This is a genomic window from Gemmiger sp. An50 (genome assembly GCF_002161595.1).
GTDB lineage: Bacteria > Bacillota > Clostridia > Oscillospirales > Ruminococcaceae > Allofournierella.
Map to the genome: position 1 here is coordinate 1 of NZ_NFID01000030.1, position 13,341 is coordinate 13,341.

The window sequence follows — 13,341 nt, forward strand, 5'->3', positions numbered from 1 at the left end:
AAGGAGTCGGTGAACTTGCCGTGCTCACCGGGACGGAAAGTCACCACATAGGTAGTGGCTTCGGTGGAGGAAGCGTCGCCTTCCGCTGCCAGAGCGGGCATTGCACTGACGCTTACCGCCAGGCACAGGCTCAGCAGCCCGGCCAACAGCTTATTAGTCTTGCGCATCGCTTGCTTCCTCCTTCTTTTTCTTCTTGGTCAGCACCAGCAGCACCACTGCCGCCAGCACTACCACCACCGCGCATACCGCAATGGTGTTGAAATCGCCGGTCTTAGCCGACACCACGATGGTGCGCACCTGGGTCACCACGTTGGGCTCACCCTGCACCGTCTCGGTGGTCACGACCGTTTTTACGTCAGGCACATCCGCCGCCTGGAAGCGGAACTCGATCTTGCCTTCCGCACCCATGTAGCTCACATTGGTGGCAGTGGCGTCCGGGGTGATGCTCAGCACCACGTCCGCGGTCTGGCCCGGGTCCAGAGTAGCCACCAGCGGATATTCCTCCAGCTGGCTGTTCAGCTCTTCCAGACCGGCAGTGTCATTACCACCTACCAGAGTGCCGGTAGCCTTGCCGCTGGCAGGATCATAGCCATACAGGGTGTTGCCGCCACAGGTCAGGCTCACGGTGTAACCGGTGTCCTTGGCATTGGAAGCACCAATCAGCGTGCTCACAACGCTGGTGTCCATGTAGAAATAGGCAGCCTTTTCGCCAGTGTTCTCCAGCGTGATGGTACCGGTGTAGGTCTTGCCCGGGATCATCTGGGTAAAGCCATCCATCTGGGTACTGCCGCTGTAGGTCAAGTCCTTGCCGTCGTAGACCACCTTGTCGGCGTCGGCGGCAAAGCAGCCCAGCGCGAATACCGCGCTCAGAGCCAGCGAGAAAAGGCTCGCGATCAGTTTTTTCTTCATCTTCACTGCCTCCTCCCGCTTATTCGGTCACGCTGACCAGGTTGCCGCTGGCGTCCAACTGGGCCACAACGCCCCAGCTGGCCAGAATGCCGCTGGCATTCAGGTCGGCCGCGTCCGCGCCCGCGAACTGCACGCCGTCCGCCACAGCCTCCAGATGTACGTTCATACCTGCATACTCGTTGGTCAGGCTTGCCGGGATGCCGATGATCTCCAGCAGCTCGCTGGTGCTCTGGCCCGCCGGTACCGGGTACTTGTAGTAGTACACCTCGGTCTCACCCGAGTTGCCTTCAAACAGCTTGTCAGCCTGAATCCAGTCGGCACTGTTCAGGCCCAGCTGAATGTTCGCTGCGTCCAGTTCGGTGGTCTTACCGTCTCTGTCCGCCCAGTATTTGGTCACGGTAACGCGGATGTAGGAATCCACGCTGCCGGTATTGTCTACTTTATAGCCGTCTTTTACGTCGATCTTGTCTGCCGGCATCAGCTCCTTATCCGTCACCGTGAGGGCGACCGGATCGCTTTCGCCGCCAGTCCATTCAATATTCAGGGTGGCCGCCGCCAAAGGCGCCGTGACCGGGTTTTCCGCACTCGCCTGGCCTGCCGCCAGGGAGCCGCCCACGACTGCGCCCATGACCATGACTGCTGCCAGACCCATCAGCAAAACTCTTTTCTTCACTTGGAACGCTCCCTTTTCTTTGTTTTGTCTGCAAGTGTCCATAGGATGATCGCCAGGGCAAAAATCGCCACACAGGCCGTGACGCCTGGCCCGGAATGGAGCATCTCCGACACTGTGCCCAGCACCGGGATGCATATGACCACTTTTCCGACCACACGCTCGTAGCTCACCGGATCAACATCCGGCAGGGCGTTTGCATCGCCCTTTGTGATCAGCTGCCGCGCCTGCGTGTCGTTTTCCACCACCCGGTGCGTTTCCACGAGGCCCGTGGCCTGGCTGAGCCGGAAGGTGATGATCTCGCCCTGCTCGAGGGCCTGGGGGTCGCAGCGCTTCACATAGATCGCGCTGCCCACCGGCATTGCCGGTTCCATACTTTGGGTCAATACGTTGTAGATCTGATATCCGAATAGTTTTGGTACGCTGAAAGGAAGGGCGACGGCCATTACCGCCAGCAGAAGTGCCGTGGCTACGGCACTCAGCGCCTTTGCTTTCATGGCCGCCGCCCCTTTCGTTTAATTGTTAAGCTCTAACGGTTTATTCAGTTGAACTCTACCTCAACGCCATTCCACTCGCCATTAGTCAGCATCTTGGTGAAGCCGTCATAGGTAACATTATCGGCCTGTACAGCATAGCCTTCTACCGAAATACCGAAGCCCTTTTCAGACATCGCATTATCCCAGCTCTCAGGAATGTGTACATTACTGAACAGGGTGTAGATATTCGTTGCCTTGGGATTGTAAGTAACAACATCGTTGTAGGCGAACATCATTTCGATTGTCTCGCCATAGGTGGTAGAAACCATGGTCCAATTCTGATCCTGCGCGGCGAGGATTTCGTTGGCGATGTCCGCCATCATCTGAGCGGAATCTGCATCCACAACAACCTTCAGACCAATCCAGCTGTCCTCAGAGTTGGGCATCAGCTCAACACCCACAATCTTGCCCACGTCGTCACCGGGAACAACGTCAGTATAGAAGATAGCGGTATCTTCACCGCCGGGCTGATTATAATCCCAATGCTGTTCACCGGGTTTCACGTCATCCGGCAGACGGTCAACAACATCAATATCAACCTTGCCGGTAGTAAACTCGTTCTGGACGGTCTCGGTCTTATCGGTGAAGTAAGCCAGAGTAGCGCCGATGGACAGGCAAGCTACCAGAGACAGGCTGACCGCGGCGGTCAGAATATTTTTCTTATTCATAAGTATATCTCCTGCAAAAATTTATAAAAGTATCGAATTTGCTATTATGCTATCTGTCGCATTTCGCAAATTCTTACAACTCTGTTCTCTTAGGACAGAGCCTCAATCGCCTGGGCATCAGCGGTGGTCACACCGTTTTCCAGACCTTTTGCCTGAATCGCAAAACCAGTGATGGTGATATCATCCAGCGCCGCATCGGTAGCTTCATCGTCGATGGTAACGGTGGTGAAGATCTCGCTGGTCCAAGCGCCGTCATCGGTGGGAGTAACAGTGCTGTTGTAACGGTAAATATTCTGAGTTCCATCTACCAGAGTCCACTTGCTACCTTCGGCACCGGTGTTGAAGGTGATCGTCTGGACTGCGGCAGCAGGATTTTCAACCTTGGCGTATACATAGCTCTCAGGGCCATCGAACAGCTCCAGACGAGGCTTCTTGTCGATCTCCGCACCGGGCAGCACATCGGTATAATCGATACCAACATTCGTACCTTCCAGAGGGTCTTCCGTACCGATGATTTCTTCCGTTCCAGCCTCCTCGCCGGTTACCGCCTGCTTATACTCGCCGCTGGTCACTTCGTCAGCAGTCTCCCACAACTGGATTTCGGTGCCATTCTCCATCACGAAGGTGTTGGTAACCGGTCCAGTCTCATCCGTCAGATAAGCCAGAGTGGCGCCCACAGAGATGCAAGCTACCAGTGCCAGGGACATACCGCCGATCAACATGTTTTTCATTTTCATAATCGTTACGCTCCTTTTTGTGTTTTATTCACGGGTTTAAAAGAGAAACTTTTTATGAAGTAAAAGCGGTTTGGTGACCGGGCCCTGGGCAAGCCGCTTTTGCTTTACATATACCATTGTACTAAAGCAGGGTTAGAAACCAGTTAAACTTTGATGTTTGAAGCAGGAAACTTTTCGGTTTCCATCAAAATTTTAACCAACTGGATTTTCCTGCCTTTTCTGCTTCTTTTCGTCCTCAGCTGCATCAATGATCGCCGGGATAAAGTTCAGCAGAATCACCAGCATCACCACACCGCAGATGGTCATAATGCCCACCGGGGTGCGAAGGTTCTGGATGGCAATACCCAGATAGGGCAGATGGAAATCCGCCCGGCCATAGACCTGGCTGAATTGAATATCGCCATCCGGGCTTTCGTTGGCATCGCCCTGGGTGACCAGGGTCTGGGCATCGGGGTCGATGCTCAGCACCCGGTGGGTCACGAAGGTTTCGCCGTCGGACAGATAATAAGTACACACGTCACCGGCTTCCAACTCACTGGCTTCCACCGGCTTCACGTATACCAGACTTCCCACCGGGATGGTGGGCTCCATGCTGCCGGACAGCACCGCCATCTCCTTGTACCCAAGAAGCATGGGTACAAGGATGACGGCGGCAGCCGCCAGCAATACGACCAGAACAATCGTGGATAAGATATTGCAGATTTTTTTGACCATTCCGGTCCTCCTAAAGTGAATTTTCGGTTATGCAGGATTACTCAAACTGCTCTGCAATTTTTGACGCATCGGTCAGACCAGAATTGCGGGCCACAACGCTTTCGTGATACACAATGACCTCAAAATTCTGATCTGCCTTAACACCAGCACCACTGCCGACTACGACCTCCAGCGGCTGTTCTGTCGTTTTCCCAGCATCCAGTTCCGCGGTGTAGTAGAAGAAGCCATCCGGGTTAAACCCAGAAGTCGTCTGCGCCCATTTGCCGTGGGTCAGAATTGTAATGTGATTTCCTTCTTTATACTGTTCTGCGTCACCGTTACTGATCACCTGCACAGCATCCATCTGCTCCTCTGTCAAACCGGAAAGCGACAGACGAACACGGACATACACATCGGATTCACCTTCATTTTGAATGTAAACCCGTTTGGTATCGCCTACTTCTTCTTCAATTTCCGTATGCACATCCGCCAATTTGAAGGTGTTGGTCAGCAGACCGGTGGTAGCCTGCAGATACGCGAGGGTACCGCCCACAGTGATTGCCAATACCGCTACCAGCGACAACAGCAGAACGAGTTTTCGACTAATTTTTTTCATGCCTTATTCTCTCCTTTCCGCTATTATCCGTTGGCCGCTTCGGACGTAACCTTAGCAAATCCAGTACCAAGCCATTTGTTCAGAACGCTGCTGTTATCTCCGGGGGTCTTGTTGTTATCAGACTTGTTGGTAAATTCAGCACATCCAGCGGTCGCTCCGCCTACTTCTACATCTTCTACCACTGTCGCGCTAACCTCTATGTATCCTGCACTGGTCAGCTCATACACCGTATAAGTACCTGCCGGAATGTCTTTCAGTATGGTTTCATGCGTTACCGGACCGCCATTCACAAAATCAGCCTTCTGGAAGGGGATGGTTGTGTAGTAGACCTGCTGCGTCTTGTTATTGACTGCCTTGAAGGTAAACACCACATCGTCGCCCTTGCTGGCATTAAAGCTCTGCAAGGTCTTTTCGATCTTCAGGTCGCCGTTCACGGAGTACACATGGATAGTGAAATCGTGAGGATTTTTGCTCTGATCATCCTCCGTGGGTTGAATGCAGGTATGCTCATCTGCGTTGTGTTTTGTGGTCGTATCTTCAAGCACAGCAAATTTGGCTGCATCTGTAATCCAACCGGTCTCCCTAGCGCCCAGCTTGACCGCTACAATGTTGTAGTCGGTATCCTTCGTGGGAGAAACAGTAGTGCCGGAAACCATCTCATCTCCGCTACTGTTCGCCACTTTGACCTTCACATCTGTTACCTCAGGGGCTGTGGTAACCGGTTCAGGATAACGATTGTGTTTAGCATCGTACCAGCCGTTAGTCTCTACAGACTCCCAGCATCCGGCAAAGGTGGTATCATCGCCCAGAGCGATGTACTTATCCTTCGCCTGAACCGTGGGATACAACACATGGACTGTGGAGTTGGCTTCTTTTTTGGCCGCCGCAACAGGCTGATCGTTACACGAATCCATCTTGCCTTCATTCGGCGTTACCGTGCAGGTAATGGTGTAATTGCTGCACTCGTCCGGAGAAATCGAAGGAGCAGCACCATTCCAGCTTCCGCTCGTTTCACTCGAGTTGATGGTATACGTCCCCAGCACGTCGCCCTGCGAATCTTTCACTGTATAAGTGATCGTCACATAGGCGTTGTTTGTACCATTCGGTGTAATCGTCGGTTCAAACAGCTGGTCCGCTGTAATCGAAGTGGTCAGGTGGATCGTCTGATCTACTTTCTGAACATCCGCCTTTACCGGAACGTTCAGATTCGGCGAAGTAAACACACCAACTGGATTTTCTGCACTTTCTGTTTGATAAATACCCGATGCGGTCTCGCTGTTTGTGAGCACATTATTGCCGCCAAGGAACTCCGGCTTTACTTCCACCGGGAAGCTGATTTTGATTTTACGTCCGTAGAAGCCACCAGGCTTTTCTACATTGCCTTCTTCGCGACCTTTCTCGCTCACAAAGTTGTGGTCGAAGTCAAAGCCTGTCACAGAAACGCTGCCAGTGGCCTGATTCACTGTTTTGGTAATCCCAGAATGATAAGTAGTATCTTCTGTCCACTGCAAATTGCCACTACTATAATCCGCTTTGTAGTATTCTACGGTCACATCTTCTTCGTTCGTTCCCTCGGGCAGCTGGAAATAATCCGACATCACATCTTTGATTACTGCCTTATCATCCAGCTTAAAGGAAGAACCGCCGCCCTGAATCTCGTCGGAAATATCCTGGAAAATCTTGTTCAGCGTTTCGCTGTCGCCTGCAGAAAGGTAATAGCTCTTATCTGTTCCCTCCAGCTTGGGATTCAATTCGCCTGTATTTTCGTCTCCATACCAACCACCATCAGGTTTCACCTTTGTTGCGTCGGGGTAGTTGGAAGAAACCAGATGCATGAAACGGTTGTTCCTGTCCTCGTTATAGGGGGGCAAATCCGCCGGGTTCGCACCATCCGCACCAGAGAATACGCCAATGGTATATACCGTAGCGCCTTTATCATTTTTCAGTGTCTTGGCCTCGCTAATCGCATTATTGGCCACACTATCATCAAATGTATTGTTACTTTTAATACCAGTAGGCTCACCATCTGTAAACAAAACCACGATGCGGTTGCGTTCTTCTACTGCCCCTCCTTTGAAGACCTCGTTCGCTTTTTTCAAGCCATTGTCAGTCCGTGTGCCGCCATTCGGTTTCAAACCGTTCACAGCTGCTTTGAGTTCCTCCGCGCCGCTGCTTACTAGTGTCAGATTCTTTACAATCTGAGAGTAGTTCCATTTATTACTGTATCCATCCGAATAAGTATCATTTCCAACTTCATCGGATGTATTTCCCGAAAACTTTACAAGCGAAATCTTGTGGTCAACCTTATATTTGATTGCATCATCCTTCACAGAAGTAATGAAACCGTTCACCGCGTTTTTCAGTGCATCAATCCGAGGTTCAAATTTTGTACCGTCGTTGCTGTATTCGTAGAACTGGTTTCCTCTTCCATTTTCATACGTCTTAGGCGTTAATTGGTTAAAACTATAGTGCCAAGAGTGATCGTCGGTACTAAACCACCCGTTACAACTATTACACCAGTACGCCTTATCTTTGCTGTAGCCGTAATAATATTCTCCACCCGGCTGTACGTCATAAACTTTGACATATTTACCTTCCTTGCAATAATACTCGTCTCCATGATGATCCTTTTGTTCTTTTCCACAGTTCATGCAATAATCCATGGAGCCGGACATATCCAAAACCAGAACAATATCCGCCGGAACTGGGTCACCACCGCTGCTTGTGATGGTACCGGTCGTGTAGGCTTCCAGATCGATCCAATACTTTCCGCTGGCATCTTTTCGAATGGACTTGGTCATTTCCAAACCGTCAGGATTCTGAGTAGGCGTGGTCGTCTGTGCGGCACGCATTGTACGCATTGCACGCATGGGCGTCATTGCGCTCAGTGCAGAAAGAGGAGCAACATTTGCAAAATTCACCGGAGAGATAAAGTCATTGTCTTCTTCCTCTTCTTGAACCTCTCCATCTCCAATTTCCAACAGGGCCGCTATCCGCTCAACGATTTCCTGATTTTGCTCATCGCTCAGCCACTCGTCGAACAATTCAAGCTCTTCGTCGCTCAGCGCATCCAGCAAGGCATAAAAATCATCCAGCGTCTCCGCCGCCATCAGCTTGTCGTACAACTCAGTGAACTTTTCGTCCTGCTGCTGAGCAGCGGTCAGAGTTTCCACCCGCAGGGCATACTCCGCCAGAGCCTCTTCGCCCAGAGCTTCCAGAGCGGCAGTCTGTTCTTCGGTCAGCTCGCTTACGGCATTTAAGAAGGCTTCGTCGTCCTCAATGGCCATCAGTTCATCCAGCAGGGCCTGGCCGTCGATGGCAGGCTCTTCACTGGGGGCCGGAGCCTCACTGGGCACAGGGCTCTCGCTGGGCGCAGGAGTTGCGCTGGCAGCGGGAGTCTCGCTGGGCTGCGCGCTGGCGTTCGGGGTTTCCGTGGCCTCGGGAGCCGCAGTGGGCTCGGCGCTGGGCTGCTCACTGGGAACAGCAGTCTCAGCCGGAGCCTGGGTGGGCTCGGCGGTCGGCTCTACCGTAGGTTCCGCAGTGGGTTCAGCCACAGGTTCCTCGGTGGGAGCAGGCTCGGTGCTGGGCTCGGCGGGAGTTTCCGCCTCCGGCACAGTTACCTCCTCCGGAGTCTGGGTTTCCTCAGCGGGAATCTCCTGCACCTGGCTGGTGCTGGTGATTTCGTTGGCCGCCTCGGCAAAAGCACTGTTGGGCACGATGCTGACGATCATCATCACTGCCAGCGCCATGCTGAGTAAACGGCTCCACATTTTGTGTTTCATAGCTGCTGCCTCCTAAGTTCGTTTCGTTATCCATTGATGAGCGCCGCGCCCTGCTCGGCCGTTTGCTCTTGTTCGGGTGGTAAGCTTTCGTCCATGGCGCTGTCCATTAATTTGATCAGTTCCAGCGCGCTTCGGAAATTCTGCTGCTTGTTTTTATCGGCCCATGTCACCGTGCCCTGCCATGTGGCATTCTGCCGGTATTTCACATGGACCACGAAGGTGGCATCCTGCCCGGTATATGCCAGAGGATCATTGATTGCCTTTCTCGCCATGCCTGGCTGCCTCCTTTGATGGGGTGAGGATGGTGCAAAACTTCGCATTTTCAGGGTGGACTGGGGATAGTCCCATTCGTCCATCAGCTTTTCGATGGAGAAGAGCACTCCTTCGGCCCCCAGAAAGGTGATGGGCTGCTGGCTGAACCGGTGGTAGATCCGTCCGCTCATTCGGCTATGCTCGCCGCTGTCCACGCAAACGGTGATCAAATGCAGCGGTCCACTGCTGACTGCCTGTTGTTCCATGCCCATCCCTCCTTTTTACTGTTTTGACACTTACCACTATACCATCGTCAAGTAAAGGAACGGTTAAAGTGAGCGTTCCTCAGAGATAGTTTTCGTAATCGGCATCTGTTTTTTTACCCGCCAGACTCATTTTCCTCAAAAAGCATGGGGTTTTCGATCAAAATGAGCGCAAAAAAGGACCTGTATGCCAACGCCGGCACACAGGTCCTTTCATTTTCCTATGAACTTTTACCCTTTATTTCTGCGGGTCAATCTGCCAACCGTTAAAGATCAGCCCCAGTTTACGCTGCCGCTCTTCCACTGCTGGGGACTCAGATCCCCCACGGGGGCCATTTTATAGTGGAGCGTCACGGCGGTACCGCGGCTGCCGCGGCGCAAAGCGGTATAGCACTCATCAATGCGCTGGATGACAATGCTGCAGTTCTCCCGATTGATGCCCATAAGCAGGATCAGGAAGCGGTCGTCCTCTGCGCGGGTGTAGATATCGCCACGGCGCAGGGCGGAATGGATCGCCTCACCCACCTGGGGCATTACCTGAGCCACCTGGCCTCGCTGTTCGATGCGGTGGCCCTGCTTATCGGTGACCCAGCACATCATCAGATAGGCCGACTGGCCGCTGCGCTCCAGCATACGGCTGACGGTGCGGTATGTATCGATGAAGCTGGGGAAAGGACAGTAGTAAGCCCCTCGGGACACATCCTCTTCCTTCAAAACTTCCTGCAGCTGTTCCAGCGAAGCCTTGCTGCTGGGCAGCACATTTTCCAGCTGGCGCATGCATTCGTTCAGCCGGTCACTGGGCTTGACGCCGAATTCATCCAGCATCCGATTGGCGGTCTCCTCATAGACCTCCTTTGCCTCCTGGTAACGCTGCATGGCAAGCAGGCTCTGGATGCGCAGGATATCCCAATCCTCCTGAGGACACAGGCCCGAAGCCTGCGTGGAGATGCGCAGCATCCGCTGCCAGTCCTGGCGCTGCTCCAGTTCACTGCAAAGTGCATGCACGCAGGCGGCGTATTCTTCTTTATAATGTACCGAAGCCACCATTGCCCAGTCGCAGCCCGCCAGATGGGGCAGAAAATCGCCGTTGTAAAGATCGCAGGCTTTTTCCAGCAGAGTGACTCGCTCGTCGCCCTGAGCAGCCAATGCAATTTCGGCCTGCTGGTGAAACTGGAAGGCATCCACAATGATCTCTTCCGACGAAACCAGATGATAGCTGCCCGCCTTGAACACCACAGTGGTATCCTCCAGGCCGACCTGCTTGAGGATGCGCCGCAGGTTGCTGATGGTCACCTTCAGGTTGTTGGCCGGATTGGTCACACCGTCCTCGTAGCCGAACAGCTGATCCATCAAAACGTCCTTGGGCACGCCTTCCTCTCCATGGAACAGCAGCATCTGAAGCACCTGCATGGAACGCGTGACGTTATTTCGCTCCAGTTTGAGCGTGTTTCCGTTGTGCCGCAGCACGAAGCCGCCGAACATCGTTACTTCCAAACTCACAACCAAAATCCCCACTTTAGATCGAGCACAGCACCTGCTCTTCTCACAAGCAGAGAGCTGCAGCTCATGTTGAATCCAAAACTATTTTTTACAGTATACCATATTTCACTGGCAAAAACCATGCCGCTCTCCATTTCGTTCCTTTTTGATCAGGTTTCACAAAATGCGCGCGGCCATTATGCCTTTATGAATTTATCATAACAGAGGACCGGCAATCTGTCCAGCACAAATATAACCTTTTTTCTCATCTTTTTCAAGAGCTCTTTTTGTCGGCGATTTTGGCACAAAACCGGTACAAATCCGCCAAATTTGCCTACTTCAGCACCTTTTTTCCCACAAAGCCGCAAAACGCACTACACTATAAATAAGAAGAAAAGGAGGAATCTTGCGGCATGAAATTCAAACGTGCATTTTCATCTGAGATCTTTGTCCGCCGCCACCAACTGGGTCTTACACAGGAAACCGTGGCGGAGCTTGCGGGAATCTCGACCCGCTGGTATCAGCAAATCGAAAGCGGACGGCGTACCCCCAGCGGACAGCTGCTGCTGCGCCTGTGCGCCATCCTGCACATTGATGCCCGGCTGTTCTACTGTACCGTTGGTGTGGACCCGGCACAACTGGACTGGCTGACGCTGGACGATCACCAGGCTGGCTGAACCCCCTCCCAGGACCGGACGCCCGGCAAAAAGCAGCGGACAGGCGCCGCCGCTCTTCGCCGGGCGCTCTCCTTCACCGGGGCCCAACGTTTGGGAAATCCTTGCTTCCGGTCCGAATGACGAATCATTTTCTATTATAGCAAAAAGAAATCTGTAAGCCGTTCAGCTTACAGATTTTTTAGGTATCCATCTGTTCGGGTTCGAATCCCCTGCTCTTTTGTAAAAAAGAAAGAACCGAAAGAGCTATTGCTCGATCGGTTCTCTTCTTTGGGCGGAAAGAGAGGGATTTGGAAATCTTTGCTGCGCAAAGCTTCCCGCGCTTGGGGCACAGCCCCGGCGCGCAGATCACCAAAAAACCTGCCACTGGCAGGTTTTCTTCACGGCGATCACCCTTTCGGGTTCGAATCCCCTGCTCCTTTGTAAAAAAGAAAGAACCGAAAGAGCTGTTGCTCAATCGGTTCTCTTCTTTGGCGGAAAGAGAGGGATTCGAACCACCGCGCTTATTTTTTTATGAGAAATAATATGCTTTTATAGGGAAAATACTTGCTTAAAATAGAATAAACTTTGCAATAGGCAAACAATTATGCAGATAGAAAAATAAAAGTGTGTACCTTATGTGTGTACCCATAATGAAAAAAGGCCCCCGAGCCAGCCGGATTTTCCGGGTAGCTCGGGGGCTTCTTCTCTCATTACTGCTTCAGCTGCTTTACCGCCTGATCGGCGCCGGTGGCCGCCAGACCGCTTACAATGCCAACCGCCACGGCGGTGATGGGGTCAGCCGCCGGGAACTCGGGCATAACATACATGCCCGCAACACCCAGCACCGCACCGGCCATGCCGCACACGATGGGGATGATTTTGTTGTTGTTCCAGGGGGTGGCCTTCACGATCAGGCCAACCAGATAGCAGATCACCACAATACCGGCCACGCCGGTAATGCCCATAAACTCCATAATGTTACTTCCTTTCCAAAATCGTGATGCGGGTCTCATGGTCGTTGAGAACCGCGTCCTGTTCTTCGTTGTGTTTCCAGATGCGCCGGTGGCTGTCGCTATTATTTTGCTCCTGCTGGACCTGCCGGTCCCGCAGTCCCTCTACCAGCGTGGAGAGCTTGGTAATGGTGCTGTTCAGCCGGATCACCGGTGCCCCCACCGAGAGGAACAGCCCGACTACCACTACCAACACACCTACTACGCTCCATTCGTTCATCGGCGCCACCTCACCAGAGCCATTCCGCCGCAAAGCCAAGGCCTTTGCAGTGGTTCTCGATATTACGCCGGTCCCCCTCGTTGGGAACCGGCGTCAAGCGCATGGTCAGGCTGTCCACCGGACCATCGATGATGCGGCAGCGGTCATCCAAGATGGCCACATATACCAGCAGGCCGCCGTATTCGATCTGGGCCATAGGATAGCCGTCCACCAGGCCGTCCGCCAGGGCCAGCACCTTGTAAGCGCCCTCCGGCAGCTTATCGGTGCGACCATCGGCGTTCATCACCACCGCGTTGATGTCCGGCGCGGTGAAGTATTCGCAGCGGCTGGCGTCGAACACCTCCAGCTGCTTGCCGGAAATGGGACGGAACTCCGTCTTTTCGGGGGCACAGCTCTCCCGGATGATGCGGGGCAGGTCGCAGTACATCCGGTTCAGATCGCACCGGCCCGCAACGCCCGGCACCGACCCGCTGCTGGAATGCTGCCAGACGGCCGCATTGTCCACCCCGATTTTGCCGGTGTAGTTGGCGATCCACAGGCCCTCATACTGATCGAGGGTCTTCATATCCATATAGCTGTCGCAGAAGGACTTGTAGCTGTAGAACATGGGCAGATAGCCCGCCGCTGCCACCACCTCCATGAAGGCGTTGCAGATGGCGGTGTTCTTTGCCCGGCCGTAACCGGCGTATTTGCTGCCGTGCTCGTAGTCCAGCACCAGGGGCATGGTCAGGGCCCGGCCCGCCAGCAGCTCCAGCGCCCGGGCGGCGGCGATGCGGGCATGTTCCTCGCTGTCGATGTAGCTGTACAGATACACGCCCACGTCCAGCCCGGCGGCCGCCGCGCCGCTCAG

Annotated in this window: 15 protein-coding genes; 1 reads left to right on the top strand and 14 read right to left on the bottom strand. The window is 53.5% G+C overall.

Translation table 11 applies throughout. The features are described from left to right. Positions 1-153: 153 nt before the first annotated feature. The 10 genes from B5G03_RS16705 to B5G03_RS16750 all read right to left on the bottom strand — a co-directional run bounded on the left by B5G03_RS16705 (position 154) and on the right by B5G03_RS16750 (position 10,626). Positions 154-909, bottom strand: coding sequence for a hypothetical protein (locus B5G03_RS16705; protein ID WP_087182799.1), 756 nt, complete (start codon positions 907-909; stop codon positions 154-156). Between the two features lie 19 nt (positions 910-928). After that, the gene (locus B5G03_RS16710) at positions 929-1,582 is read right to left on the bottom strand and encodes a hypothetical protein (RefSeq protein WP_140401736.1); all 654 of its coding nucleotides are present in this window, start codon (positions 1,580-1,582) and stop codon (positions 929-931) included. Further along, entirely contained in the window at positions 1,579-2,076 is a 498-nt protein-coding gene (locus B5G03_RS16715) for a signal peptidase I (RefSeq protein WP_087182801.1), read from the bottom strand. The genes B5G03_RS16710 and B5G03_RS16715 overlap by 4 nt, the downstream gene beginning before the upstream one ends. 44 nt (positions 2,077-2,120) lie before the next feature. Then, positions 2,121-2,783 carry a TasA family protein gene (locus B5G03_RS16720; RefSeq protein ID WP_087182802.1) on the bottom strand — a complete coding sequence of 221 codons (663 nt, stop codon included), beginning with the start codon at positions 2,781-2,783 and terminating at the stop codon, positions 2,121-2,123. Between the two features lie 89 nt (positions 2,784-2,872). Further along, positions 2,873-3,520: a hypothetical protein gene (locus tag B5G03_RS16725; RefSeq protein WP_087182803.1), complete on the bottom strand. Its 648-nt coding sequence runs from the start codon at positions 3,518-3,520 to the stop codon at positions 2,873-2,875. A gap of 192 nt (positions 3,521-3,712) precedes the next feature. Continuing rightward, positions 3,713-4,234 (bottom strand): signal peptidase I, encoded by a 522-nt coding sequence (locus B5G03_RS16730; RefSeq protein WP_087182804.1) that lies wholly within the window; start codon positions 4,232-4,234, stop codon positions 3,713-3,715. 37 nt (positions 4,235-4,271) lie between these two features. Then, positions 4,272-4,829, bottom strand: a complete 558-nt coding sequence (locus tag B5G03_RS16735; RefSeq protein WP_087182805.1) for a hypothetical protein — start codon at positions 4,827-4,829, stop codon at positions 4,272-4,274. Positions 4,830-4,852: 23 nt separating this feature from the next. Further along, on the bottom strand, positions 4,853-8,611 hold the full coding sequence (locus B5G03_RS16740; RefSeq protein ID WP_087182806.1) for a VWA domain-containing protein: 3,759 nt from the start codon (positions 8,609-8,611) through the stop codon (positions 4,853-4,855). A gap of 26 nt (positions 8,612-8,637) precedes the next feature. Further along, the gene (locus B5G03_RS17925) at positions 8,638-9,129 is read right to left on the bottom strand and encodes a hypothetical protein (protein WP_242962518.1); all 492 of its coding nucleotides are present in this window, start codon (positions 9,127-9,129) and stop codon (positions 8,638-8,640) included. 270 nt (positions 9,130-9,399) lie between these two features. Then, entirely contained in the window at positions 9,400-10,626 is a 1,227-nt protein-coding gene (locus B5G03_RS16750) for an AfsR/SARP family transcriptional regulator (protein ID WP_140401737.1), read from the bottom strand. Positions 10,627-11,018: 392 nt separating this feature from the next. Here B5G03_RS16750 and B5G03_RS16755 point away from each other — a divergent pair, with 392 nt between their 5' ends. After that, positions 11,019-11,282, top strand: a complete 264-nt coding sequence (locus tag B5G03_RS16755) for a helix-turn-helix domain-containing protein (protein WP_087182808.1) — start codon at positions 11,019-11,021, stop codon at positions 11,280-11,282. 178 nt (positions 11,283-11,460) lie between these two features. Here the strand turns inward: B5G03_RS16755 and B5G03_RS17230 are convergent, their stop codons facing one another. The 4 genes from B5G03_RS17230 to B5G03_RS16770 form a co-directional block, all read right to left on the bottom strand. After that, positions 11,461-11,736 (bottom strand): hypothetical protein, encoded by a 276-nt coding sequence (locus B5G03_RS17230; RefSeq protein ID WP_140401738.1) that lies wholly within the window; start codon positions 11,734-11,736, stop codon positions 11,461-11,463. Between the two features lie 235 nt (positions 11,737-11,971). Next, positions 11,972-12,235, bottom strand: a complete 264-nt coding sequence (locus B5G03_RS16760) for a phage holin family protein (RefSeq protein ID WP_087182809.1) — start codon at positions 12,233-12,235, stop codon at positions 11,972-11,974. A 4-nt stretch (positions 12,236-12,239) separates the two neighbouring features. Continuing rightward, positions 12,240-12,491 (bottom strand): hypothetical protein, encoded by a 252-nt coding sequence (locus B5G03_RS16765; protein WP_087182810.1) that lies wholly within the window; start codon positions 12,489-12,491, stop codon positions 12,240-12,242. A gap of 10 nt (positions 12,492-12,501) precedes the next feature. Then, positions 12,502-13,341: GH25 family lysozyme (locus tag B5G03_RS16770; protein ID WP_162613452.1), on the bottom strand; the 840-nt coding region annotated here is incomplete at its 5' end.